General features: G+C 62.4%; 24 protein-coding genes. 8 read left to right on the top strand and 16 right to left on the bottom strand.

Annotated elements, in window-relative coordinates; genetic code table 11:
- The first annotated feature begins 44 nt into the window (after positions 1–44).
- Positions 45–1445 (top strand): helix-turn-helix domain-containing protein, encoded by a 1401-nt coding sequence (locus AC2FML_RS09065; protein ID WP_170364638.1) that lies wholly within the window; start codon positions 45–47, stop codon positions 1443–1445.
- 46 nt (positions 1446–1491) lie between these two features.
- Here AC2FML_RS09065 and AC2FML_RS09060 read toward each other — a convergent pair whose 3' ends face one another.
- From AC2FML_RS09060 to AC2FML_RS09035, 6 genes are all read right to left on the bottom strand, one after another.
- Positions 1492–1731 carry an HP1242/YdcH family protein gene (locus AC2FML_RS09060; protein WP_093964776.1) on the bottom strand — a complete coding sequence of 80 codons (240 nt, stop codon included), beginning with the start codon at positions 1729–1731 and terminating at the stop codon, positions 1492–1494.
- A 127-nt stretch (positions 1732–1858) separates the two neighbouring features.
- Positions 1859–3517, bottom strand: a complete 1659-nt coding sequence (gene betA, locus AC2FML_RS09055; protein WP_496782859.1) for a choline dehydrogenase — start codon at positions 3515–3517, stop codon at positions 1859–1861.
- An 86-nt stretch (positions 3518–3603) separates the two neighbouring features.
- Positions 3604–5112 carry a choline-sulfatase gene (gene betC, locus AC2FML_RS09050; protein WP_496782857.1) on the bottom strand — a complete coding sequence of 503 codons (1509 nt, stop codon included), beginning with the start codon at positions 5110–5112 and terminating at the stop codon, positions 3604–3606.
- Positions 5109–5681, bottom strand: coding sequence for a choline-binding transcriptional repressor BetI (gene betI / locus AC2FML_RS09045; RefSeq protein ID WP_170340187.1), 573 nt, complete (start codon positions 5679–5681; stop codon positions 5109–5111). The genes betC and betI overlap by 4 nt, the downstream gene beginning before the upstream one ends.
- Positions 5682–5773: 92 nt before the next feature.
- Entirely contained in the window at positions 5774–6682 is a 909-nt protein-coding gene (locus AC2FML_RS09040; protein ID WP_170357230.1) for a DMT family transporter, read from the bottom strand.
- Between the two features lie 40 nt (positions 6683–6722).
- On the bottom strand, positions 6723–7322 hold the full coding sequence (locus AC2FML_RS09035; RefSeq protein ID WP_093964771.1) for a LysE/ArgO family amino acid transporter: 600 nt from the start codon (positions 7320–7322) through the stop codon (positions 6723–6725).
- 84 nt (positions 7323–7406) lie between these two features.
- On the opposite strand from AC2FML_RS09035, the gene AC2FML_RS09030 reads away from it, so the two are divergent.
- Positions 7407–8291: a LysR family transcriptional regulator ArgP gene (locus tag AC2FML_RS09030; RefSeq protein ID WP_496782855.1), complete on the top strand. Its 885-nt coding sequence runs from the start codon at positions 7407–7409 to the stop codon at positions 8289–8291.
- A gap of 21 nt (positions 8292–8312) precedes the next feature.
- Here the strand turns inward: AC2FML_RS09030 and AC2FML_RS09025 are convergent, their stop codons facing one another.
- Together AC2FML_RS09025 and AC2FML_RS09020 are read right to left on the bottom strand one after the other, a co-directional pair.
- Positions 8313–9578, bottom strand: coding sequence for an MFS transporter (locus AC2FML_RS09025; RefSeq protein WP_496782853.1), 1266 nt, complete (start codon positions 9576–9578; stop codon positions 8313–8315).
- 177 nt (positions 9579–9755) lie between these two features.
- Complete coding sequence (locus tag AC2FML_RS09020; RefSeq protein ID WP_170340180.1) at positions 9756–10496, bottom strand: YebC/PmpR family DNA-binding transcriptional regulator; 741 nt, start codon at positions 10494–10496, stop codon at positions 9756–9758.
- A gap of 110 nt (positions 10497–10606) precedes the next feature.
- Between AC2FML_RS09020 and AC2FML_RS09015 the strand changes: the two genes are divergently transcribed.
- From AC2FML_RS09015 to AC2FML_RS09000, 4 genes are all read left to right on the top strand, one after another.
- Positions 10607–12379: an SLC13 family permease gene (locus AC2FML_RS09015; protein ID WP_170365637.1), complete on the top strand. Its 1773-nt coding sequence runs from the start codon at positions 10607–10609 to the stop codon at positions 12377–12379.
- Positions 12380–12419: 40 nt separating this feature from the next.
- Entirely contained in the window at positions 12420–13154 is a 735-nt protein-coding gene (locus tag AC2FML_RS09010) for a glutamine amidotransferase (protein WP_496782851.1), read from the top strand.
- Positions 13155–13226: 72 nt separating this feature from the next.
- Positions 13227–14084 carry a bile acid:sodium symporter family protein gene (locus AC2FML_RS09005; protein ID WP_170404604.1) on the top strand — a complete coding sequence of 286 codons (858 nt, stop codon included), beginning with the start codon at positions 13227–13229 and terminating at the stop codon, positions 14082–14084.
- A gap of 11 nt (positions 14085–14095) precedes the next feature.
- On the top strand, positions 14096–15757 hold the full coding sequence (locus tag AC2FML_RS09000) for an FAD-binding dehydrogenase (protein WP_170365631.1): 1662 nt from the start codon (positions 14096–14098) through the stop codon (positions 15755–15757).
- A 13-nt stretch (positions 15758–15770) separates the two neighbouring features.
- Here AC2FML_RS09000 and AC2FML_RS08995 read toward each other — a convergent pair whose 3' ends face one another.
- The 3 genes from AC2FML_RS08995 to AC2FML_RS08985 form a co-directional block, all read right to left on the bottom strand.
- Positions 15771–16508, bottom strand: a complete 738-nt coding sequence (locus AC2FML_RS08995; RefSeq protein WP_496782849.1) for a YbaY family lipoprotein — start codon at positions 16506–16508, stop codon at positions 15771–15773.
- A 99-nt stretch (positions 16509–16607) separates the two neighbouring features.
- Positions 16608–18386 (bottom strand): SLC13 family permease, encoded by a 1779-nt coding sequence (locus AC2FML_RS08990; RefSeq protein ID WP_170365626.1) that lies wholly within the window; start codon positions 18384–18386, stop codon positions 16608–16610.
- Positions 18387–18476: 90 nt separating this feature from the next.
- A complete protein-coding gene (locus tag AC2FML_RS08985; protein ID WP_170357221.1) occupies positions 18477–19289 on the bottom strand; it encodes a TIGR00282 family metallophosphoesterase in 813 nt (270 codons plus the stop codon).
- Positions 19290–19418: 129 nt separating this feature from the next.
- Here AC2FML_RS08985 and AC2FML_RS08980 point away from each other — a divergent pair, with 129 nt between their 5' ends.
- Positions 19419–19649 (top strand): putative hemolysin, encoded by a 231-nt coding sequence (locus tag AC2FML_RS08980; protein WP_170357220.1) that lies wholly within the window; start codon positions 19419–19421, stop codon positions 19647–19649.
- A 3-nt stretch (positions 19650–19652) separates the two neighbouring features.
- Here the strand turns inward: AC2FML_RS08980 and AC2FML_RS08975 are convergent, their stop codons facing one another.
- Positions 19653–20210, bottom strand: a complete 558-nt coding sequence (locus tag AC2FML_RS08975) for a 5-formyltetrahydrofolate cyclo-ligase (protein WP_496782848.1) — start codon at positions 20208–20210, stop codon at positions 19653–19655.
- Positions 20207–21601, bottom strand: a complete 1395-nt coding sequence (mgtE, locus tag AC2FML_RS08970) for a magnesium transporter (RefSeq protein WP_496782846.1) — start codon at positions 21599–21601, stop codon at positions 20207–20209. The genes AC2FML_RS08975 and mgtE overlap by 4 nt, the downstream gene beginning before the upstream one ends.
- A gap of 138 nt (positions 21602–21739) precedes the next feature.
- On the opposite strand from mgtE, the gene guaD reads away from it, so the two are divergent.
- The gene (guaD, locus tag AC2FML_RS08965) at positions 21740–23029 is read left to right on the top strand and encodes a guanine deaminase (protein ID WP_496782844.1); all 1290 of its coding nucleotides are present in this window, start codon (positions 21740–21742) and stop codon (positions 23027–23029) included.
- Between the two features lie 7 nt (positions 23030–23036).
- Here guaD and AC2FML_RS08960 read toward each other — a convergent pair whose 3' ends face one another.
- The 3 genes from AC2FML_RS08960 to AC2FML_RS08950 all read right to left on the bottom strand — a co-directional run bounded on the left by AC2FML_RS08960 (position 23037) and on the right by AC2FML_RS08950 (position 25692).
- A complete protein-coding gene (locus AC2FML_RS08960; protein ID WP_496782842.1) occupies positions 23037–24371 on the bottom strand; it encodes an 8-oxoguanine deaminase in 1335 nt (444 codons plus the stop codon).
- 113 nt (positions 24372–24484) lie between these two features.
- On the bottom strand, positions 24485–25276 hold the full coding sequence (hisN, locus tag AC2FML_RS08955; protein WP_496782841.1) for a histidinol-phosphatase: 792 nt from the start codon (positions 25274–25276) through the stop codon (positions 24485–24487).
- Between the two features lie 44 nt (positions 25277–25320).
- The gene (locus AC2FML_RS08950; protein ID WP_093964756.1) at positions 25321–25692 is read right to left on the bottom strand and encodes a helix-turn-helix domain-containing protein; all 372 of its coding nucleotides are present in this window, start codon (positions 25690–25692) and stop codon (positions 25321–25323) included.
- Between the last annotated feature and the right edge of the window lie 131 nt (positions 25693–25823).

The raw sequence follows: 25823 nt of genomic DNA, 5'->3' as shown, positions 1-25823 counted from the left end.
GCAAAGTTAGCCTGCGCAGGCGGAATAACTGCAAAGAAAACCCGATGGCAACTCAGAAACTCTACGCCGGTGCAAAGCTGCGCGAAATGCGGACGCGTCTGACGCTGACGCAAAAGGAATTTGCCGCCAAGCTGGGCGTGTCCCTGCCCTATCTGAACCAGATGGAGAACAACAACCGGCCGATCTCGACCACGGTTGTTCTGGCGCTGGCGCAGGAATTCGGCATGGATGTAACCGAGCTGAGCACCGGCGACAGCGAGCGTCTGGTCTCGGACATGCGCGAGGCGTTGGCCGATCCTGTCTTCGCGGATGCCATCCCCCCTCTGGCGGACCTGCGGCTAACGGCGTCCAATGCCCCCGCATTGGCGCGGTCCTTCATCGAGCTGCACAAAGCTTACCGGCAGACCCACGAGAGGCTCGCCTCGCTGGACGAGGCCCTCGGACGCGAGGACGCGCGCATTCAGGCCAGCCCGTGGGAAGAGGTGCGCGATTTCTTTCACTACTGCGACAACTACATCGACGCGGTCGATCGGGCCGCTGAACGGTTCGCCGCCCGCGCCGAAGGACCGGGAGGCATTCGGCAGGCAGCACTGGACAGCCTGAAGGAACGCGGGGTTCAGGTGATGTTCGAAGACATTCCCGCCCTGCGCAGCTATGACAACGCTACAAAAACTCTGCGCCTGTCCTCGCGCGCTGCGCCGCAGACCCAGGTCTTTCAACTGCTGCTGCAGGTCGCACTGATCAGCCAGGACAAATTGCTCGAAGCCACGCTGGACTTTGCCAAGTTTCAAAGCGAGGAAGCCCGCTCGATCGCCAAGATCGGCCTCGCAAACTATTTCGCCGGCGCGTCGCTGATGCCCTACACCGCCTTTCTGTCAGCGGCCCAGGAGGACCGGCACGATCTTGAACTGCTGAGCAACCGGTTCGGCGCTTCGATCGAGCAGGTTGCCCACCGCTTGTCCACGCTGCAGCGACCGGGCGCCAAGGGCATCCCGTTCTTCTTTGTGCGGGTCGATCAGGCGGGCACGATCACCAAACGCCATTCGGCCACCCGGCTGCAATTTGCGCGGTTCGGCGGGGCCTGCCCGCTTTGGAACGTGCACCGGGCTTTCGAAACGCCCGGTCATTTCCTACTGCAATTGGCGGAAACACCCGACGGGGTTCGGTATATCTCGATCGCGCGGGACGTGTCGAAATCGGGCGGGTCCTTCGGCGCGCCAGTGCGCCGTTATGCCATCGCCCTCGGGTGTGAGGTCCGGCACGCCGAAGCACTGGTCTATGCCGACAATCTAGATATCAACAACACCAGCGCCTACGAACCGATTGGGATTTCCTGCCGCATCTGCGAACGCCAGACCTGCCACCAACGGTCCGTCCCACCGCTGGAGCGCCGACTGAAGATCGACGCCCATACGCGCGGCACGCTGCCCTACGAAGTTACCTGAGCCGAACAACGGAAAAGGGCAGGATCAGTTCCCGCCCTTTTTTGGCTCACGCTTTGCTCAGGATCGACCAGATCTGGTCCTTGAGCGCGGCCCGCTTTTTGCGCAGTTCGCCCTCGGCCAGGTCTTCCATCGGCTCAACATTGGTTTCCGCCCGATGCACCATACGGTTGAGTTCGTGATATTCGTCCGCAAGCCGGGCGAAATGGGCATCGGTCTGCTTGAGCTGGCTCATCAGTTCAACCTTGTCCGGGAATTCCTCGGCCAGTTCATGCGGGGTATGGGACATTCCTGCTCGCTCCTTGAGTTTGGTTTCGCACTACAGCTAGACCCTAATACCAAAGCTGACTTTGACTCGGATCAATTGGAAGGGGAATGTTTCCCTCGCGGTCGCATCCCCCTTACCGACAATGCATTCAACGCTGCGCCTCGGCCCATTTGGGGTGGATCCACGGCCGGTCATTGGACCGGGGCAGCGGGTCTTTGCCCAGCAAATGATCCGACATCTTTTCGCCCACCATAATCGACGGCGCGTTCAGGTTGCCGTTGGTGATCTGCGGGAACACCGAGCTGTCCGCCACACGCAACCCATCCACCCCGATGACACGGCCCTGCGGGTCGACGACCGCGTTTGGGTCGTCCGCCCGCCCCATGCGGCAGGTGCCGCAGGGGTGATAGGCGCTCTCGGCATGTTCGGCGATGAAAGCGTTCAGTTCTTCGTCGGTCTGCACGTCCGCACCGGGCTGGATCTCTTTGCCCGCATAGGGTTTGAACGCGTCCTGGCCGAAAATCTCGCGGGTCAGGCGGATGCAGGTGCGGAAATCCTCCCAGTCCTGCTCGGTGCTCATGTAGTTGAAGTGGATCACCGGCGCGTCCTCGGGCTTGGCCGAGCGCAGCGTCACCGCCCCGCGCGAGGGTGAACGCATCGGCCCGACATGCGCCTGGAAGCCATGCCCCTCGGCTGCGGCCTTGCCGTCATAACGCACGGCGATGGGCAGGAAGTGGTACTGGATATCCGGGTACTCGACCCCTGGCTTCGACCGGATGAACGCCGCGCTTTCAAATTGGTTCGACGCGCCAAGACCGGTCTTGGTGAACAGCCACTGCGCCCCGATCAGGCCCTTGCCGAAAAGGTTCCAGTATTTGTACAGCGTGATCGGCTGCAGCGAGGCCTGCTGGATATACAGTTCCAGGTGATCCTGCAGGTTCGCGCCCACGCCGGGCCGGTCGGCGACCACGTCGACGCCATGCTCGGCCAAATGCGCGGCCGGTCCGATCCCCGACAACATCAGAAGCTTGGGCGAGTTGATCGACGAGGCCGCCAGCACCACCTCGCGCCGGGCGCGCACGATCTGCGTGCGGCCACCACGGATCAGCTCGACCCCGGTTGCGCGGCCATCCTCGATCACCACGCGCGTGGCGAGGCCCCGGACGATGTCGCAGTTCGGGCGTTTCAGCGCGGGCTTCAGATATGCATTGGCCGCCGACCAGCGCCGCCCTTTCCAGACGGTCTGCTCCATCGGGCCGAAGCCCTCCTGTTTCTCGCCGTTGTAGTCGTCGGTCAGCTCGTAGCCGGCCTGCCGCCCGGCCTCGACGAAGGCCTTGAACAGAGGGTTCTTGCGCGGCCCCCGCGACACATGCAGCGGGCCGTCGGTGCCGCGCCATTTCGGGTCACCGCCATGGCCGCCGTCGTGCCAGCTTTCCATCCGTTTGAAATAGGGCAGAACATCCGCAAAGGACCAGCCATCCGCGCCCATATCGGCCCAGGTGTCAAAGTCGCGCGCATGGCCGCGCACATAGACCATCCCATTGATCGAGGACGACCCCCCGATCACCTTGCCACGCGGGCAGGCCAGCTGCCGGTTGTTCAGGTGGGGTTCGGGCTCGGACTGATAACCCCAGTCATAGATCGGCATGTTCATCGGATAACTCAGCGCCGCCGGCATCTGGATGAACGGCCCGGCATCGGTGCCGCCGTGCTCGATCACCAAAACCGAGGCCCCTGCCTCGCTGAGACGATAGGCCATCGCACATCCGGCGGATCCGGCGCCGACGATGACGAAATCTGCTTCCATGGTCTTGTCTCCATTGGCCCCAACCGGTGGCGCCGGATGTCCCGTGCGTTGCCACCGGTGGGCGTATCTTCAAAATTCGAAAGAGGTCATTCGCCGCGCGGGAAGCGCTGGCTTTCCTCAAGGTTGTCCAGGTTCATGTGGTTGCGCATGTAGCGCTCGGACGCTTGCTGCAGCGGCTGATAATCCCACGGGTAATAGCCGCCCTGCCGCAGCGCCTCGTACACGACCCAGCGCCGCGCCTGGCTGGCGCGTACCTCGGCGTCGAACCGGTCAAGATCCCAGCGCGCCTCGGACTTGGCGCGCAGGGTTTGCAGCGTACCGGCGTGTTCGGGCTTGCCGGCCAGGTTCACCAACTCGTGCGGGTCGGCCTCGAGGTCGAACAGCTGATCGGGGTCCAGCGCGCAGCGGTTGTATTTCCACTTGCCATAGCGCATCGACACCAGCGGGGCATAAGACGCCTCGGCCGCGTATTCCATCAGAACCGGCGCCGCGCGCTCGGTGCCGTTGGCCAGCGGCACCAGGCTTTCGCCATCCGTCCACGGAGCGATCTCCGCCATGTCCACACCCGCCAGCGCGCCCAGCGTCGGGGTCACGTCGATGGTCGAAACTGGTGTGTCGATGCGGCCCGTCGGCAGGTTTGGTGCCGAGATCATCAGCGGCACCCGGGCCGAGCCTTCGTAGAAGTTCATCTTGAACCAAAGGCCCCGCTCGCCCAGCATATCGCCGTGGTCCGAGACGAAGAGGATGATCGCCTCTTGCCGGGTGGTCTCCAGCACTTCGAGGATCTCGCCGATCTTGTCGTCCAGATAGGTGATGTTGGCGAAATAGGCCCGGCGCGAGCGGCGGATGTCTTCTTCGGTGAAGTCGAAACTGCGCCAGTCATTGGCGTCAAAGATGCGCTGGGAATGTGGATCTTGGTTTTCATAGCCCAGATCGCCGACCTCGGGCAGTAGGTGCTCGCATTCCTCGTACAGGTCCCAGAATTTGCGCCGCGCCACATAGGGGTCGTGCGGGTGGGTGAAGCTGACGGTCACGCACCACGGGCGGTCATCCTTGCCACGGGCCAGATCATACAGCTTGGCCTTGGCGTGATAGGCGACCTCGTCGTCATACTCCATCTGGTTGGTGATCTCGGCCACGCCTGCCCCGGTAACCGAGCCCATGTTGTGGTACCACCAGTCGATGCGCTCGCCCGGTTTGCGGTAATCCGGGGTCCAGCCGAAATCGGCCGGGTAGATGTCGGTGGTCAGGCGGTCTTCGAACCCGTGCAGCTGGTCCGGGCCGACGAAATGCATCTTGCCCGACAGGCAGGTGTAATAGCCCGCGCGGCGCAGGTGGTGGGCATAGGTCGGGATGTCGCTGCGGAACTCGGCCGCGTTGTCATAGACCCCCGTGCGCGAGGGTAACTGGCCCGACATGAAGCTGGCCCGCCCCGGCGCACACAGCGGTGAGGCCGTGTAAGCGTTGGCAAACCGCGTTGACCGCGCCGCCAGTTTCTTGAGGTTGGGCGCGTGCAGCCACTCGGCGGGACCGTCGGGAAAGAGGGTTCCGTTGAGCTGATCCACCATCAGGATCAGAATGTTGGGTCGTGTCATTTTTCGGCCTCGAGCAAGGTCGTCAGGACGCGCATGGCGTGGGAAACCGCCAGTTGCGGTTCCTCAGGCGCGGACAAAGCGGCGCGGATATACAGGCCGTCGATCAGGGCGATCATGTTCTCGGCCGCTTCGACCGGGTCCTTCATCAGCGGGCGCAAGGAGTGGATCAGGTTCGACCGGATCCGAGCCTGATAGATCTGCCACAGGCGCAGCGCGTCATCGTTGGTCTGGGCCAGAACGTAAAAGGTCATCCACGCGGCGATCACGTCGGGTGTAAAGCAGGACGGCGCGAAACAGGCGCGGATGATGGCCTGGGCGCGCTGGTCCGGCGCCGCGGCTTTCAACTCAGCCCGGGCTTCGGCGCCGAAATCGCCAAGGATGCGCCGCATCGCCGCCAGAAAGATCTGGTCTTTCCCCCCGAAGTAATGGTGCGCGAGGGCGCTGGACATGCCGGCGCGTTTGGCGATCTGACTGACGGTTACATCCAGGGACTTCTTGGACCCCAACTCGGCAATCGTCGCCCTGACGATCGCATCGCGCCGGATCGGCTCCATTCCGAGTTTTGGCATAACCGCCCCCAAACCTAGTCTCAACAGAACAAACGCTAAGGGCTTTTTATTGACTCGTCAATCAATAACGTTGCCCTTGGGGTCCGGGGCGGTTACAGCTTGGGGGCAAGGCTTGGAGGGGTCAAGCCACTGCGGTTCAGAACGGCCTCGCGCCAGGTTATGAAACTGACCGCTGCGAGGATCAGCGTCCCCCCAGCGACGACCCAGATATCGATGCCCTCTTGAAACACAAGCGCACCCAGAAGCGTGGCCCAGATCAGCTGCAGGAAGGTGACCGGCTGGGTCACCGCGACGGGTGCAGCCTGCAAAGCCAAGGTCATGAAATAGTGCCCCGCCGTTGCAAAACTGGCGATCATGAACAGCACGCCGATGTCGCGCAGGCTGGGCGGAGTCCAGACGGCGATCGCAAAAGGGATAAGAAACAACGTCGTCCAGATCGACAGATGCGCCACAACGACCGAAGGCCGCACGTCCTGCACCATCGCTTTGGCCAGCAGGTACGACCCCCCCAACATCAGCGAGGTGCCCAGCATCGCCAGATGCCCGGCGGAAATCTCGCGGAACCCGGGCCGTAGAATGATCACAGCGCCCACGATGGCGACAAGCACGGCCGCGATACGGCGAAAGGCCATCGTCTCGCCCAGAAAAAGCGCGGCGCCCAAGGTCACATAGACCGGCGTCAGGTAGTTCATCGCAGTCACTTCCGCCAGCGGGATACGGGTCATCGCAAAGAACCACAACATGACCCCGACCGCATGTATGGCCCCACGCAGTCCAAACAAGGCGATATGCCGGCGGGTCAGATGCGTGGTCAGGATCGCCCGCATGGCTGGCAGCAGAAAGACCAGCCCCAAAGCATAACGCAGGAACGCAGCCTCAATCGGATCCATCGAGGTACCCAGAGATTTGACCAAGGCTGTCATCGCCACAAAAGACAGCCCAGCGCTGAACATCCAGAACATTCCGGCAAGCGGGCGGGATTGGGTGGCGATCGTTGTCATGGGTCCGGTTGAACACGGAAACCCGGCGACGAACAAGCCTCTACATTGCGACCAGCTTCCAGGCGATCGCCAACATGACGATACCGATCAGCACATCCAGCACCTGCCATGCCCTGGGCCGGGCGAAAATGGGAGACAGCACCCTGGACCCATATCCCAGAGAGAAGAAGAAAACGAAACTGGCGGACATGGCGCCGATGGCGAAACCCATCCGGTCTTCATACTGCGCCGAAATCGAACCGATCAGCACCACCGTGTCCAGATAGACGTGCGGATTGAGCCAGGTGAAGGCCAGAACGGTCAGCAAGGCCGCGCGCAGACTTGTACGCTTCGCCTCTCCGACCTCAAGCGCGGCGCCGCCGCGCCAGGCTGACGCCAGACTGCGCAGTCCGTACCACGTCAGGAACAGCGCGCCGCCGTATCGCATCATCGGCTCGAACCACGGCGCCGCAGTTGCCAGGCTGCCGAAACCCGCGACACCTGCGGCGATCAGAATGGCGTCCGACACGGCGCATGTCAGGCACAACACAAAAACATGCTCGCGCCGGAGCCCCTGCCTGAGAACAAACGCATTCTGAGCGCCGATTGCCAGGATCAAACTGAAGCCAAGCGCAAAGCCGGCGATGACGGATGTAGACATGGACCCTCCTGTTCAGGTCCGTTGACTACGCGACAGATACGCATGTATCAAATTAAAGAAAATGAGCCATAATTAGTTTTTCTAATGCACTTGGACCCACATCACCTGGCCGCGTTGGCCGCTATTCTACGGCATGGCAGCTTTGACGCCGCCGCCGCTGAACTGGCGGTAACGCCATCTGCGATTTCGCAACGGATCAAGGCGCTGGAGGATCGGGTCGGCGTATCGTTGATTCACCGCGGCACACCTTGCACCGGAACCCCGGCTGGCTTGCGGCTTGCCCGCCATGCCGAAGACATCGGCCTGCTTGAAGCGCAACTCAATCGCGAGCTTTCGCTGGAACAGGGCACAGGCCCCACCCGGGTCAGGATCGCGGTTCCGGCGGATGTTCTGTCCACCTGGTTCATAGACGCGATGGCAGCCGTTGGTGATATGCTGTTTGACCTTGTGATCGACGATCAGGATCACTCGGCTGAATGGCTGCGGCGCGGGGATGTCAGCGCCGCCATCTCGGTGGGCGGGCAAACCGTCCCGGGATGCGATTCCATTGCCCTCGGCACGCTCAGATACCTGCCGACGGCAAGCCCCGAGTTCATGGCTCGTTGGTTCTCTGGCGGAGTGAATGCTCAGAGCCTGTCGCAGGCACCCTGCCTGACCTTCAACAGGAAGGATGCCCTGCAAAAGGCCTGGATACATGCGCAAACGGGTAGCCGGCTGTCTCCGCCGACCCACTTTCTGCCCTCGTCTCACGGGTTCGTAGCCGCTGCTGCCGCAGGTTTGGGTTGGGGGATGAACCCCGCGCATCTGGTCCAAAGCGCGATCGCGGATGGCCGTCTGCGCGAGCTTGTGCCCAACACCCCGTTGGATGTGCCTCTGACCTGGCAGGTCGGGCGTATCCTTGCACCGGCGCTTTCACCGTTGACGCGAGCGGTCCGGAAAGTTGCGGCGCAAGTGCTGGCAAACCCGTAACACCACGCTGTGATCGATGGCTCAGGTGGCGCGTTCCGCATCCTTCCGCTGCGGCGTGACCAGACGATAGCATGCGATTGCCGACCAGAAGCTGCACAGGGTGAGGAAAGCGACCGCCAGTGCGACCTCGTTCATATGCGCAACCGCCGCCAACCCGGCCGACCCGACAATCGCCACGAGTCTGCAAATGCTCTTGATCGCGGCCGACGCCTTGACCCGCTGTTCCTTGGGCGCGGTGTCGATGAAATACAGCTTGCGCGCACTGCTGATGCCGGTTGTCGCGACGGTCGCCACGAACAGGGCGATCGCGTGCAAGTGAACGTCGTGGTCAAGGTGCAAACAGTGAACCGCAACCAGAACGACGCCCGTCACCCCCACCATCAACGACCCGGCCACCATGACCGCCCGGTGTGACTTCATGTTCACGAGCTGCCACAGGGGCGCGGCGACCAGATAGCCGGTCGCCGACGAAATGATCAACGCCGTCAGTCCCTTGGCCGATCCATGATGCGCCTCGGCTGCGATCAATGCAAAGAACGGCACCGACAGAGAAACCCCGACCAGCGGCAGCCGCATGGTCAGATACCGTCGGAACCAGGCGAATTCGAACATGGCCCGAGCGTCCGACAGGAACTGCCCCGCCGCTCGACGACCGTTTTGCGCCTGGGGTTGCGACCGCGACAGTTCCGCAAGGGCAAGAATGGACAATCCGGACAGCACAAAGAACCCGGCAGACACCGCGATCACGGTCGAGTGACGCGAGAATGGCGGGTTGTCCGAAGTCAGATGATGCAGCGTCAGTGTCAGCCCGATGGCCCCAAGCCCCCCTGCCCCCAGTTGAAGATAGCTCATCCAGATCCGGGATTTCGAGCGCAGGTGATCCCCCCAAAGGTCAGTGAACATCAGCGCCTGGACCTCTTCGATCATGCCGATTGCAAAGAAGGCTAGGACGAAAGCCGCAGCCACCATGGGCGAGCCCCCGATCGCCGCAACCACGATGGCTGCCAGAAGGCACGCACCAATCGCGACCTCGGTCAGGGCAATGGAACGTTTCTTCTGCTGCTTCGCGGACACAGGGACCGCAAAGAACATGTCCGAAATCATGTTGCCTGCCTGACGCACGGAAACCAGCGCCCCGGCAAGAAACATGGGCATCTCCAATGAGACCGCCAGAAACGGCAAGACGATCGAAGGGCTGCCCATCGTCCACGCGACCTGGGACAGCACGCTTTGGCTTGCCAGAACCGGCACATTTCGCCGCTCCAATTCCGTGGATTTGCCTGTCATGTCCTGTCGTGCCGGCCCCGACCTGTCTGTCGCAAGGTCTCTGCCAGCTCCTTTGTGCGCGGTTCAACCCTAAGGGTATGCGCAGGACCCATATGCGCCAAGGACCAACTGCGACGCAGGCAAAAAAAGAAACCCGGCCGTGTTCGGCCGGGCTCCAAAAACAACCGAGTGCGACGCTTAGAGTTGCGCCATCACCTCGTCGGTGGCCTCGAAATTGGTGGTCACGCGCTGAACGTCGTCATCGTCTTCTAGCGCCTCGACCAGCTTCATCAGGCGCTGCATGTCCTCAAGGCCCAGTTCGGTGGTGGTCGTGGGTTTCCACACCAGCTTGGTGGATTCAGATTCACCCAGAGCCGCCTCGAGCGCACTGGACACTTCGTTCAGGTCGGTATCCGCACACCAGATGATATGACCGTCTTCCGAGCTTTCCACATCCTCGGCCCCAGCCTCGATGGCCGCCTCGAAGATCGTGTCGGCATCGCCCGCCGATGCGGGATAAATCACTTCGCCCTTCCGGTCGAACATGAACCCGACCGAGCCGGTCTCGCCCAGGTTTCCGCCATTCTTGGAAAAGGTCGAACGCACGTTCGACGCAGTGCGGTTGCGGTTGTCGGTCATCGCCTCGACGATCACGGCCACACCGTTGGGACCGTAGCCTTCGTACCGGATTTCTTCGTAATCCTCACCGTCGCCCGCCTGGGATTTCTTGATCGCGCGTTCGATCACGTCCTTCGGCACCGAGTTCGACTTGGCCTCTTTCACCGCCAGACGCAAGCGCGGGTTCTTGTCGGGATCGGGGTCGCCCATCTTGGCGGCCACGGTGATCTCTTTCGACAGCTTGGAAAACAGCTTGGACCGCGCGGCGTCCTGGCGCCCCTTGCGGTGCTGGATGTTGGCCCATTTTGAGTGGCCTGCCATGTTGCGTCCTCGTAATCGTGATTGCGTATTCGGCGCACATATAGACTTTTGCGGGGCAAAGGATCAAGACACCCGCTTGCTCGTGCAGTCAGCGCGTTTATGGTGGCCCAATGACGACAGATCAGATCATTCTCTTTGCACTCTTTATTACGGTATTCGGTCTGCTGCTTTGGGGGCGGTTCCGCTATGACCTTGTGGCGTTTGCCGCCTTGATGGTCGGCGTGATCCTGGGCGTTGTTCCGGTTGACAAAGCCTTTGCAGGGTTCGGCCATCCGGCCACGATCATCGTGGCGCTGGTGCTTGTGGTCTCGGCCGGGTTGGTGCGGTCGGGTGCGGTGTTCCTGATCACCCGCACGCTGGTCGATGCCTCGCGGGGTCTGGGTGCGCATATCGCGCTGATGGGCGGGATCGGAGCGGTTCTGTCCGCCTTCATGAACAACGTGGCGGCGCTTGCGCTGCTGATGCCTGTCGACATTCAGACCGCGCGCAAGGCGGGGCGTTCAGTTGGGCTGACGCTGATGCCGCTGAGCTTTGCCACCATTCTGGGCGGCATGGCCACGTTGATCGGCACACCGCCCAACATCATCATCGCGTCGATCCGACAGGAAACCCTGGGCGAGCCGTTCCACATGTTCGATTTCGCCCCGGTTGGCGGGCTGGCGGCCATCGCAGGTCTGGCCTTCGTCGCCCTGATCGGCTGGCGACTGATCCCCAACCGCGGCGAACAGACCGAGAGTTCGGAAACGCTGGCGGAATATATCGCTGAACTGACAATCCCGGCTGAGTCTCCCCATATCGGCAAGCGCGTCGCCGAGCTGGACGAGGTCGCCGAGAAATCCGACGTCGCCATCATCGGCCTGATCCGGGACGGCAAGCGCCGCTATGGCCGCGCAGCAAACGCGATCCTTCAGGAAGGCGACGCGCTGGTGCTGGAAGCCAGCCCCGAGGCGCTGGACGAGTTCCGTGCCGCGCTGAACCTGGATTTCTCGGATGCCCGCCGGCAAGAGCTGCTGACCGCGGCCGGCGACGGGTTGGAGGTGATCGAAGTCGTCGTACCCGAAAGCGCCCGCATCAATGGCCGAACGGCACAGGGGCTGGGGCTGGCCTGGCGGCAGAACACGATCCTGATGGGCATTTCCCGTCAGGGCCGGCGCATCACCCAACAGGTCCGCAAGACCGAGGTACAGCCGGGCGACATCCTGCTGTTGCTGTGCCCGCGCGACCGGGGCGCGGACGTGACCGAGTGGCTCGGCTGCCTGCCTCTGGCCCAACGCGGCCTGAACGTGACCGCGAATGACAAAGCGTGGCTGGCCATCGGCCTGTTCGCCGCTGCCGTTCTGGCCGCCAGCATCGGGCTGATCTATCTGCCGATCGCGCTGGGGCTGGTGGTGATCGCTTATGTGCTGACCAAGATCATCCCGATCACCGAGATCTACAATCAGATCGAATGGCCGGTCGTGGTCCTGCTGGGCTCGATGATCCCGCTGGGCAGCGCGCTGGAAAGCTCGGGCGGGACGGAACTGATCGCGAACGCGCTGGTCCAACTGACCGACGGCCTGCCGGCATGGGCCATCCTGACGGTTCTGATGGTCGTGACCATGACGCTGTCGGACGTGCTGAACAACACAGCAACCGCCATCGTGGCCGCGCCGGTGGGCATCCAGATGGCGCGCACGCTCGAGGTTTCACCCGATCCGTTCCTGATGACGGTGGCGGTGGCCGCCTCGGCGGCGTTCCTCACCCCGATCGGGCACAAAAACAATACGCTGGTGCTGGGGCCCGGCGGCTATCGTTTTGGCGACTATTGGCGTATGGGCCTGCCGCTGGAAATTCTGATCGTGGCGGTTTCGGTCCCGGCGATCCTCGTGTTCTGGCCGCTGTGAGGGCTTGCGTGACTGCCGGACCGCGCGCTAAGGGCAGCGCATGAAACGCTTTCTGATCCTGCAGCTGCGCCCCGAGACCGATGCCTCGGACGCCGAATATGCCTCGATCCTGAACCGGTCCTGGCTGACACCCGAGCGTACCCACCGCATCCGTCTGGATTGCGAGGCCCTGCCCGAAGGTCTTGACGTGACCGACTATGCTGGCGTGATCGTGGGCGGCGGGCCGGGCTGCGTCAGCGACGACCCGGCCAGCAAATCTCAGATGGATGCCCGAATCGAGGGCGCGATCATGGGGCTGATGCCGCAGATCACGGCGCACGATCATCCTTTCATGGGCTGCTGCTATGGCCTGGGCATTCTGGCCGCGCATCTGGGCGCGCCGGTCAGCAAGGACCGCTATGGCGAGCCGGTCGGCCCGTCGCGCTGCCACCTGACCGAGGATGGCGCCCGCGACCCGCTGACCGCCGGGCTCGAGCCCGACTTCGATGCCTTCGTCGGTCACAAAGAGGCAGTGCAGGCCCTGCCCGCGGGCTGCGTGCATCTGGTCGCGTCAGACCCCTGCCCGTTCCAGATGATCCGCTGGGGCCAGAATGTCTATGCCACGCAGTTCCACCCCGAAGCCGACGCCAAGGACTTTGAGCAGCGCATCCACATCTACAAGGACCACGGCTATTTCCATCCCGAGGACGCCCAGCCGCTGATCGAACGCTGCCACGCGGCCGAGGTCACGCAGCCCGGCGAAATCCTGCGCCGTTTCGCCCAGCGCTACGGGTGACCCAACGGCGCGGTTGCCTGACCGGGGACCGCGCGCTTAGGTTGGACCGAAACGACTTTGGGAGGGGTTGTTTTGGATCTTCTGATAAACGTGGGCCTGCCGGTTTCGCTGGCCATCATCATGCTGTCTTTGGGCATCGGGCTTGAGGCGGCGGATTTCCGGCGCGTGATCAGTCGGCGTTATCCGTTTGCGATCGGCGCGGTCTGCCAGGTCGTTCTGCTGCCGGTCGCGGCCTTTGCCACGGTCAAAATGTTTGCCCTGCCGCCGGCAATTGCGGTCGGGTTCATGCTGCTCAGCTTTTGCCCGGGCGGCGTCACCAGCAACATCCTGTCGAAACTGGCGAAGGCCGATGTGGCGCTGTCGGTCAGCCTGACGGCGGTGATCAGCCTGCTGTCGATCGTCACGGTGCCGGTTCTGGCGGCCTGGTCGATCGACCACTTCATGGGCGAGGACGCACCCGAAGTGTCGATCAGCGGTCTGGCGCTGGCGATGTTCCTGATCACTACACTGCCCGTCGCCATCGGCGTTGGCCTGCGCCATTTTGCAACCGGTTTTGCCAACCGGATCGACGGCCCCCTTTCGAAACTGGCCACCATCCTGTTCGTGTTGATCGTGATCGCCGCGCTGGCTGGAAACTGGCAGCTGTTCGTCGACAATCTGGGCATCATGGGCGCCGGGCTGATCTCGCTGAACCTCGCGCTGCTGCTGATCGGATTGGGGCTGGCGCGGGCGGCGAAACTGTCGTGGAATGAGGCCAAGACCATCTCGATCGAAACCGGCATCCAGAACTCGACCCTGGGCATCACGCTGGCGGCCCTGATCACCGGAACCGAAAGCGGCTTCAGCCCGCTGGCCCTGCCCTCGGCCGTCTACGGGATCACCATGTACGCCGTCGCGATCCCCTTCATCGCCTGGTACCGCAACCGCTGAAAGGACAGAGCATGACCGAAAACACTGCTGATGCGATCGTCGTGGGCGGCGGGCTGGCCGGGCTGGCCGCGGCAGCCGAACTGGGTGACCGCGGCAAGAAGGTGATCGTGCTGGACCAGGAACCCGAGCATTTCCTGGGCGGTCAGGCATTCTGGAGCCTTGGCGGCCTGTTCATGGTCGACACGCCCGAGCAGCGCCGTATGGGTATCCGCGACAGCCGCGACCTGGCCCTGCGCGACTGGATGGGCAGCGCCCAGTTCGACCGGGACGAGGACGCCTGGCCCCGCAAATGGGCCGAGGCCTATGTCGAATTCGCCGCCGGCGAGATGCGCCCCTGGCTGCACCAGATGGGCCTGCGCTGGTTTCCCGTGGTCGGCTGGGCGGAACGCGGCGGGTCCTATGCCGACGGTCACGGCAACTCGGTCCCGCGGTTCCATATCACCTGGGGCACCGGCCCGGGTGTGCTGGAGCATTTCATCCGCCGGGTCCGCGAGCATGTCAGCGCCGGCCTGATCCAGTTGAAGTTCCGCCATCAGGTCAGCCACATCATCATGCAGAACGGCGAGGCCAAGGGCGTCTCGGGTGAGGTTCTGGCCGATGACGCGGCTCAGCGCGGCGGCAAGACCAACCGCGACGAAGTGGGCGAGTTCGAGGTCTATGCCCCTTCGGTCATCGTCACTTCGGGCGGGATCGGTGGCAATTTCGAGATGGTGCGCCAGAGTTGGCCCCGCGACCGCCTGGGCGAACCGCCCAAGGACATGGTGGCGGGCGTGCCCTTCCACGTGGATGGTCGGATGATCGCGATCAGTGAAAAGGCCGGCGGCCACGTGATCAACGGCGACCGCATGTGGCACTACACCGAAGGCGTGCGTAACTGGGACCCGATCTGGCCCGCGCATGGTATCCGCATCCTGCCCGGCCCCAGCTCCATGTGGTTCGATGCGCGCGGCAACCGGCTGCAGCCCCCCTGCCTGCCCGGGTTCGACACGCTGGGCACCCTGCGCGAGATCCTGAAAACCGGCTATGAATACAGTTGGTTCGTCCTGACCCAGAAAGTCATCAAGAAGGAATTCGCCCTGTCCGGGTCTGAACAGAACCCCGATTTCACGTCGGGCAGCTGGAAGGAAGTGATCCGTCAGCGGGTCCTGTCGGGGTCGAAGGCAACCGGGCCGGTCGAAGCGTTCAAGGAAAAGGGCAAGGATTTCGTTGTCGCCAACACGCTGACAGAACTGGTGAACGGGATGAACCATCTGGGCGGCGGCCTGATCGACGAGGCGCATCTGCGCGCCCAGATCGAAGCCCGCGATTCACAGGTGGACAATCCGTTTTCGAAAGATGCGCAGATGATGGCGATCCTGGCGGCGCGGAACTATCGCGGTGACAAGCTGATCCGCACCGCCAAACCGCACAAGTTCCTCGATCCGAAAAACGGCCCGCTGATCGCGGTCAAGCTGCATGTGCTGACCCGCAAGACGCTGGGCGGCTTGCAGACCAATCTGGACAGTCAGATGATCGGCGCCGATGGCCAGGTGGTGCCCGGCCTGTTCGCGGCCGGCGAAGTCGCGGGGTTCGGCGGCGGGGGCTATCACGGCTACAACGCGCTCGAGGGCACGTTCCTGGGCGGATGCATCTTCTCGGGCCGCAATGCCGGGCGGTCGAGGGCCGTCGCCTGACGGCCCTTGGGCATTATTGGTCGCGGCGGAACTGCAGAACCGGTTCACCTGCCGCATCGAGCAGAACCAGAGTGTCCCCGCGCTGAACAAAGCTTGCGACCTTTGGCAGGGCGGCAAGGAATTCCCGCTCAACCTCGTCCAGCGGCGGCGGGCAGGCCATCAGGGTGGCGGCCATGTTGTCGGGGAAGGACATCGACTTGCCCGATATCTCGGCCTGTCCGCTGAACCGGTTGCAACCGCCTGTTCCCCCAAAGGCTCCGCCCTCGGCAAAGGTAATCTGCGGGCGTTTCTCGGTGTCCAGCGCAACGCCGTTCACCTCGGTTGCGGTCCATTGCGTGTTCTCAAGCGTCGCCGCACCCCGTTCTTGAACCTTGACCATGACCAGATCGACCGAGTTTCCGGCGTCGTTGGTCAGAACCGGGTAAGCGGTATCGGTGGTGAACAGCAGTTTGCCGTCCTGATGCACCGAGGCTCGCACCACATAGCGGTGCCGATCCTGAATCAACGCGTCGTCATAGGTCAGCGCGAACTGGGCAGGCACGCCCGTCAAAGCATAGCGCTGCGCAGCCAGCGTGACGGCTGGCGCGTCAGCCAGTGAAACGTCCTGCAGTTCGACGAACAGGGTTGCCCCGGGCGGAACCGCGATACGTTCGCGATATGTGGCTGTTCCCTCGACGGTCCCCGCCTGGGCGGCGCCCCACACGGCTGCCCACAACGCGGTTCCTGCCAGCAGGCTTTTTGCGGTTTGCATTGTCCGATCCCTTTGTCACCAGTTTCCAGCACAAAAGATCGGGACATCAGCGCGATTTACAAGGTTTTTCAGTTCCAAGCGGCAAATTCGTGCCAGAGATCAAAGCGGCCAGAGGAAGGGGATGATCAGCGAAGCCAGCAATCCAACCGTCAGGTTCAGCGGAATCCCGACCTTCATGAAGTCCGTGAACCGGTACCCGCCGGGGCCGTAGACCATCATGTTGGTCTGATACCCGATCGGCGTTGCAAACGAGGCCGAAGCCGCGACCATCACCGCAACCACCAGCGGGCGGGGGTCCACCCCCACAGCCTGCGCCAGACCGATGGCGATCGGCGTGACGACAACCGCCACGGCGTTGTTCGAGACCAGTTCCGTCAGCACAGAGGTCAGCAGATAGATGGCCCAGACGATGAGGAACGGCGGCAGGTTGGCGAAGGACGGAGCAATCGCGTTGGCGATCAGGGTGACCGCACCCGAGCTGTCCAGTGCAGCCCCAATAGCCAGCATGGCAAAGATCAGCGCCAGCAGACGGCCTTCGACAAAGGAAAACGCCTCGTCCGCGTCGATGCATCGCGTCAGCAGCACAACCGCAACCGCCAGAATCGACAGCAGGAAAATCGGCGCCACGCCGAGCGCCGCCAACACCACGATCCCAATCAGCGCAGCAATCGCGATCGGAGCATGACCGCGCCGGAAGGCGCGGGCCGATGGCTGGGTGACGTCGACCATGTCCATGTCGGCAGCCAGTTTGCTGATATCGGCCGGCGAGCCTTCAAGCAGCAGCGTATCACCAACCCGGACGACCAGATCGTCAAGTTGCCCCCCGATATTCTGATTTCGTCGGTGCACGGCCAAGACGTAAACCCCATAGCGACGACGCAGCCGCAACGCACCCAATGTGCGCCCGACCATGCGACAACCGGGGGTGATCAGAACCTCAACCGTACGTGTTTCGACCGCCGAAACTTGATCAACGCGCTTGAGTTCCTTGTTGCTTTGCAGGCTCAGCAGCTCGGTCATTTCCGTGCGCAACACCACGCGGTCACCGACCTTCAGTTCGACCCCTTTCAGGTTCCGCCGCAATGACTCGTCGCCGCGGATCACGTCGATGAGCCGCACACCCGGACGTTTGAACAGCTGCACGCCGGTCACTTCACGGCCAATCAGGTTGCTGTCGGGCGGAATGACCGCCTCGGTGAAGAATTTCATCTTCGACCGATCGCTGAGCATGGTTGCCATGCTGTCACGTTCGGGCAGAAGGCGCGGCGCGATGAAGCGCAGGTAAATCATGCCGTAAATGACAAGAATGATGCCCAACGGCGTGACCTCGAAAATCGTGAAGGCCGGCAGGCCCTGTGCCCTTGCCACACCATCGACCAACAGGTTCGTCGAGGTTCCGATCAGGGTCAGCGTCCCGCCGAGAATCGCAGCGTAGCTGAGCGGGATCAGCAGCTTCGACGCTGAAATATTCAGCGTGCGGGCAATCTGGATGAACACCGGGATCATCACGACGACGACGGGCGTGTTCGACACGACCGCCGAAGCCAGGACGACAAATGCCATCAGCAAACCGATGGCAATGCGCGGGTTGACCTGCGCCTGTTTCTGCGCCGTCGCTGTAAAGGCGTGCAGTGCACCGGTCCGGACGAGGGCGCCCATGATGATGAACATCGCCGCGATGGTCCAGGGCGCCGGGTTCGACAGAACCGCCAGTGCGCTTTGGTAGGGAAGCACGCCGGTGACCAGCATCACCGAAACGCCGCCTATGGCAACGACCTCGGTCGGATAGACCTCGCGCATGAACATGATGAACATGCCCGCAACAACCGCCAGCGCAAGTATCGCGCTGCCCATATCTGACAATTGAAGGAGTTGCATTCGTGGTGTTCTGTCCGAAACCTGTCCCGGCCCAAGCGCCTGTGGATCAGTTTCACGTATTGCAGGCCGCAGAGCAAGCCTGACGTGCGTTCACGGTGCTGCCTGCTGCAGGCGCCCGCCAACCCGGACCATGCTGATCGTCTTGGCTTGCCCGTCACGGTCATCAGTTTCTACGAAAACGCCGCTTAGCGTCGCTTCGCCATTGGCCGGGGTGAACCGAGCCTTGGGCATCCCTGTGATGAAGCGGCGCATCGGCTCCTGCTTGTCCATTCCGATCACCGAGTCATAGTCGCCGCACATGCCCGCATCGGTCAGGTAAGCGGTGCCGCCGGGCAGGATCTGGGCATCGGCGGTCGGAACATGGGTATGGGTTCCCACGACAAGGCTGGCGCGTCCGTCGCAGTAGTGGCCCATGGCCATCTTCTCCGAAGTCGCCTCGCAATGCATGTCCACGATGATGGCCTGCGCCTGACCGCCCCGCGGGTGAGACTTCAGGATCGGTTCCACCGCCGAGAACGGATCGTCGAACGGCCGTTTCATGAACACCTGTCCCAGCACCTGAACCACCAACACCTTGCGTCCGCCCGGCGCGGTGAACAGTCGATGTCCGCGACCGGGAGCACCCTTGGCGAAATTAACAGGGCGCACGATCCGGGGTTCGCGTTCGATGAATTGCAGCATGTCTTTCTGGTCGAAAGCGTGGTCGCCCAACGTCAGACAATCTGCGCCTGACTCCAACAGCAGCTTGGCATGATCGCCGGTCAACCCCATGCCGTTCGAGGCATTCTCGCCGTTGACCACCACGAAATCCAGCCGCCACTCGTCGCGCAGACGGGGCAGATGCTGTTGAACGGCGGCGCGGCCCGCGCGCCCCATCACGTCACCCAGGAACAAGATTCTCATATCGCGGTCCTAGGCCCTGCAAACGGCAATAACAAGGCGGAACGATGCAATTCGCGGGCCGCATGCGGGTTGAATTCCGGTGGAAACCTGCAATTCTGGCGCAACCGGTTTTTTCACTCGGAGATTTCGATGAAACGCATAGTCCTGACCGCAACTGTCTCTCTCGCTATATCGGGCAGCTTTGCTCACGCGACGACCAAGACCACAATGGCAAATCCGGCCGCGACCTTCTGCATCGAAAACGGCGGCGAATATCAGATCCGCAAAAACACCGATGGATCGGAATACGGCGTGTGCATCCTTGAGGATGGAACCGAGGTTGATGCCTGGGACTATCTGCGGAGCCACTTTGAGAACTGACGCCTAAAACGTCAGGACCCTGGTCTCGGTAACGATCATGTCCAGCGGCTGGTCCGTCGGTTCCAGCGGCAGGGATTCGGCCTCTTGCGCGTCGAAGGCGAAACCGATGGCCAATGTGGGACGTTTGGCGCGCAGCCCTTCAAGCGTGCGGTCGTAAAACCCGCCCCCATAGCCCAATCGCCCGCCTTGGGGATCGAATGCCACAAGGGGCACGATCAGGATTTCAGGGTCAAAATAGTCGTCCGTCTCGGGCACCTTGGCGCCAAATGGACCATCTTTCAGCGGCCCTTCGGGTGTCCAGCGCGAAAACCGCAGAGGCCGTCCGGCGCCTTGGATGACCGGAACACCCACGGGACCATAGGCTGCGGCCTCGGCCATGGCGGGCAGAGGGTCGATTTCGGTGCGGATCGGCATGTAGCCAGACAGCGGAACGCCACGAAATCCGGCCAGCACCTCGGACAGGCGGCCCGCGGCGGCCGGCGGCCCCGCGTCAAAGGCCGCTTTGCGTCGGGCAAAGGCAGCCTTGCGCGCTGCGGCCTTGATTTCAGTCAGATCGGTCACAGCAGCACCACGCTTGCAAGCCCTAGAAAGATGAAGAACCCCATCACATCCGTCGTCGTCGTAACGAAGGTTCCCGAGGCCAATGCCGGGTCTACACCCAGGCGATCCAGCACCACCGGTACTACCGTACCCGCGAACCCGGCGATGATCATGTTCACGACCAAGGCGGAACCGATCACGACACCCAGCAGCGGGGATTCAAACCACATCATCCCCACCGTCCCCAGAACGATGGCGAAACACAGCCCATTCAACATGCCCACCAGCAATTCTCGGCGGATGACTCGCGCCACGTTCGAGCCCGTCAGGTCGCGGGTCGCCAACGCCCGCACGGCAACGGTCAGCGACTGTGTTCCGGCGTTGCCACCCATCGAGGCAACGATGGGCATCAGAATTGCCAGCGCCACGATCTGCTCGATTGCCGCCTCGAACTGTGAAATCACCACCGAGGCACAAATGGCGGTACACAGGTTGACCGTCAGCCAGGGCAAACGACGACGACTGGTTGCTGCAACACTGTCTGAAATCGAGCTGTCATCACTGACACCTGCCAGTCGCAGCATGTCTTCCTCGATTTCTTCATCCAGAACGGCCATCGCGTCGTCAATCGTGATGACCCCGACCAGCCGTTTGTCACTGTCCACCACCGGCGCGGAAATCAGGTGGTATTGGTTGAAAGCATAGGCAACGTCTTCTTCATCCTGATCGACCGGGATGATGTGGAACTCGTCCTCGGCGATGTCCTGCAACTTGGTATCGCGCCGCGCGGCCATCAACTTGCCCAACATGACTTGCGCCACCGGCTTCAGCCGCGGATCGACCAGAACAACGTGATAAAACTGCTCGGGCAGATCGTCCTGCGAGCGCATGTAGTCGATTGCCTGCCCCACCGTCCAATGATCGGGAGCCATGACCACTTCGCGCTGCATCAGTCGGCCTGCCGAGTTCTCGGGATAGGCCAGCGCCTGCAGGGCCGCGATCCGTTCCGAGGCCTCAAGGGCCTCCAGCACCGCTTCCTGCTGCGGCTCCTCCAGATCCTCCAGAAGGTCCACGACATCGTCGCTTTCCATCTCTCGTACGGCCTCGGCCAGAACGTCGGGCCGCAGAACTCCAATGACCTCTTCGCGGACGGATTCGTCCAGTTCAGACAGAATGTCCCCGTCGAATTCCCGGTCATACAGGCGGATCAGCCGCGCCCGGTCGTAGGGGTTGATCTGTTCCAGAAGGTCGGCAATATCGGCCGCGTGCAGCGGCTCCATCAGCTCGATCAGCTTCTCGCGATCCTCGACATCCACGGCGTAAAGGATTGCGGCCACCGTTCGCCGGTCCAGCGCATAGACGTCATCATCGCGGGAGGGGTCGGTTCTGTTGTCTTCGGTGCCGGTCGTCATGCGCTGCCCCTTGTTCTGGGAATTGGCCCCTAAATAGAAGAAGCTGCTACCGGAAAACAATGACAATGGTGCGATTTACCCGCATCTTTCACATGCCTATGCTGCAAGCCGGATTCACCAAGGCGGAGATCACGGCGGATGGCGCAAAAGACGCTTCTGACAGGGCGCGTACTGAGTTTCGAACACTCCCCCTTCGAAACGCAACCGGATCAGGCGGTCCGGCTGCACGAAGCCGTTCTGATCGAGGGCGGGAAAATCCGGGAGTTGGGAAGTACCGCTGATTTGCAAACCGCGCACCCCGAGGCGGCCATTCATCACCATGGCGAAAACCTGATCCTGGCTGGTTTCATCGACCCCCATGTCCACTACCCCCAGACGGCGATGATCGCGAGTTGGGGCAAACGGCTGATTGATTGGCTGAACACCTACACTTTTCCAGAAGAGATGAAGTTCGGTGATGCAGATTACGCAGCCGAGATTTCGAACCGGTATCTCGACCTGACCGCCGCACACGGCACCACAACCATGTGCAGTTTCTGCACCATTCATCCTGAAAGCGTCGATGCCTTTTTCACGGCCGCCCAGCAACGCGGTCAGCGTGTCGTGGCAGGCAAGACCTGTATGGACCGCAACGCACCCGAAGGTCTTCGGGACACGGCTCAAGCAGCCTATGACCAGTCGAAGGCTCTGATCGGAAAATGGCAAGGTGTCGACCGGATTTCCTATGCGATCACGCCGCGGTTTTCCCCGACCTCGACCCCCGAACAGCTTGAGGCGATGGGCGCGCTGTGGGCAGAACACCCGGACTGTCTCATGCAGACGCATCTCAGCGAGCAGACGGACGAAATCGAATGGGTTCGGTCGCTGTTCCCCGATGCGCGAGACTACCTGGACACCTATGAAAAGTTTGGACTGCTTGGCGCGAACGGCCTCTATGGCCACGTGATCCATCTGGAACCGCGCGAGCGAGACCGCCTGCGTGAGGTCGATGCGTCGCTGATCCATTGCCCCACCTCGAACACGTTCATCGGTTCGGGTCTGTTCGATATGCACGGGTTGATGCGGGATGGCCATCGTATCGGCCTGGCAACCGACACCGGCGGAGGGTCCAGCTTTTCCATGTTGCGGACCATGGCGGCCGCCTATGAAATCGGCCAATTGCGCGGACATCCGCTGCACCCGGCGCAACTGCTGTGGCTGGGCACCGCAGGCTCGGCCCGGTCGCTGCGGATGGACGACCGCATCGGCAATATCGCCCCCGGAATGGAGGCGGACCTGATCGTGCTCGACCTCACCTCGACCCCCGCGATTGCCCAGCGAGAGGCCAATGCCGAGTCCCTTTGGGAGGCGGTGTTCCCGACAATAATGATGGGAGATGACCGCGCCATCGCCGATGTGTGGATCGGCGGACGGCGCGTTTCGACCTGAAGGCAGATCAGCCCTGCAATGCGAGGGCCAACCTGTTCTGCCGTTCGATCGCGCGCGGCAGGTCGAATGTGGCAATGTTGCCGTCCCGGACGACCTGTCGCCCCTCGACAAACAGGTGTTTGACGTGCACCGGACCTGCCAGCAGCAAGGCGGCCGGGTCCCAACTGCCCGCGCATTCCACACCCCTTGTGTCCCAAACAGCGATATCCGCGCGTTTGCCCGGCATCAGGCGGCCGCAGTCCGGCCGGTTCAGCACGTCCGCCCCACCCCGCGTCGCGATTTCCAGAGCTTCGCGCGCCGACATGGCATCGGCACCGTTCGCCACACGTTGCAGTAGCATCGCCTGCCGCGCCTCGGCCATCAGGTTGCCGCTGTCGTTGCTTGCGGAACCGTCAACGCCCAAGCCAACCCTTACCCCGTTGTCACGCATCGCGCGCACCGGCGCGATCCCCGAGCCCAAACGGCAATTCGAACAGGGACAGTGCGCCACCCCGGTGCGTGACCGTGAGAACAGGTCTATCTCTGCCCCGTCCAGCTTCACGCAATGGGCGTGCCAGACATCGGGGCCGGTCCAGCCAAGTTCCTCGGCATACTGGCCGGGTCGACAGCCGAACTGGGACTCTGAATACAGGATATCCTCGTCGTTTTCCGCCAGATGGGTGTGCAGCATGACCCCCTTGTCCCGTGCCAGCAGTGCGGCGTTGCGCATCAGATCCCGACTGACCGAGAAGGGCGAACAGGGCGCAAGTCCAACCCTGCACATTGAGCCTTCGGACGGGTCATGGAACGCATCGACCACACGGATCATGTCATTCAGGATATCGGCCTCGGCCTCGACCAACGTATCGGGCGGCAGACCGCCGTCGCTTTCGCCGATGCTCATCGCGCCGCGGGTCGGATGGAACCGCAGCCCCACCTCTGCAGCGGCCGCGATCGTGTCATCCAAGCGTGACCCATTCGGATACAGGTACAGATGGTCGGAACTGAGCGTGCAGCCCGACAAGGCCAACTCGGCCAGACCGATCTGAGCCGAAGTGAACATCTCGTCGGGACCGAACCGCGCCCAGATCGGATAGAGCGTCTGCAGCCAGCCAAAGAGCAGCGCATCCTGGCCCGCCGGAACAGCTCGGGTAAGTGTCTGGTAGAGATGGTGGTGGGTATTGACCAATCCCGGCGTCACGACACAGCCGCTGAGGTCATGCACCTCTCCGTCGGTGGTCAAACCTTGGCCGATGCGGGCAATCTGCCCGTCACGGATCAGCAAATCGGCGCCGGCCAGTTCTTGCCGGTTGTCGTCCATGGTCAGGATCGCATCGGCGTTTCTAAGAAGGATTTCGGGCATCTCGCACTCCTGCATCTGCCCGCCTCATGCCAGAAATGCGTGTGCCGGTGGAAAACGGGCGCAAGAACCGGCGCTCTGACCCTAGTCAATCGCGGCCGCAGCGGCAACCGTCGTCAGAAGTCGCGCAGAATCTCGAGGGCCGCGGCGTGGATTTCAGGGTTCGCAGCCGCCAGTGCCCGCCCCCCCTGATGGGCCGGCCCGCCCTGCCAGTCGGTCACTACGCCGCCGGCGGCCTCGATCACCGCTATCGGTGCCTGGATGTCATACGCGTTCAGTCCAGCCTCGATCACCAGGTCGACCTGCCCGGCCGCCAGCAGCGCGTATGCGTAGCAGTCCATGCCGTAGCGCGTCAGTTGCACCTGTCCAGCCACGGCGCGAAAGGCGTCTCCTTCGGCGGTCGTGCCAACTTCGGGGAATGTCGTGAACAGGATTGCGTCCCTCAGGGCATCCGTCCGACGGGTCGACAAGCTGGTTCTGCCCAAAGGACCGGTCATGAACGCACCGTCTGCATGACCCACAAACCGTTCGCCGATATAGGGTTGGTCAATCACCCCCATGATCGGCCCGCTATCGTCGCCTAGCGCGATCAGAACGCCCCATGTCGGTGTGCCGCTGACGAAACCGCGGGTGCCGTCGATCGGGTCCAACACCCAGGTTCGCCCCGATTTGCCTTCGACCGCACCGTACTCCTCGCCCAAGATGCCGTCGTCGGGGCGGAGCTCGGCCAGAACGGATCGCATGGCCTGCTCGGCTTCGCGATCGGCCACGGTCACAGGGTCATACCCGCCTTGCAGCTTGTTTGAGGTTTCAAGATTCGACTGGCGAAAATACGGCAAAATGGCCGCACGCGCCGCGTCGGCCATTTTCTCGGCAACTTCAAGGTCACTTGCAGAGGCTTTGGTCATGCGCCACTGGTGCGCTCAGCCCTGTGCGAAGTCAAGTCCCGGTCTCAGGCCACGTCGCTGAGAACGCGCGCAAGCTCAAACAGGCGCCGGCGCTGGTTTTCCGGGATCGCGTAGTAGGACCGAACCAGATCCAACGCTTCCTTGTCGCCCATCAGATCAGCGGGAACCGATTTCTTGCCCGAGTCTTCCTTTTGGGCGTCCTCCAGACCTTCAAAGAAAAAGCTGACCGGAACGTCCAGAGCTTCGGCAATGTCCCAAAGGCGTGATGCGCTGATGCGGTTGGCCCCGGTTTCGTATTTCTGGATCTGCTGGAACTTGATACCGACCTGCTGTGCCAGCTGCTGCTGCGTCATGCCAATCAACCAGCGGCGATGCCGTACGCGCTTGCCCACATGGACATCGACGTGATGGGTCATTGGTATTCTCCTCTGTTACACACAACCGCCCGGGAAAACGCTAACTGAACCATGACCGCACACTAGCGAGACGCTTGTAAAGAACTCTCTAATACGGAACGTGCCCCCCGAAACAGCACTGACAAGCAATA

The organism is Ruegeria sp. BHSC029 (assembly GCF_059613085.1).
The sequence above is the reverse complement of the archived record's forward strand: the minus strand, read 5'-3'. Positions and strand labels throughout refer to the sequence as shown.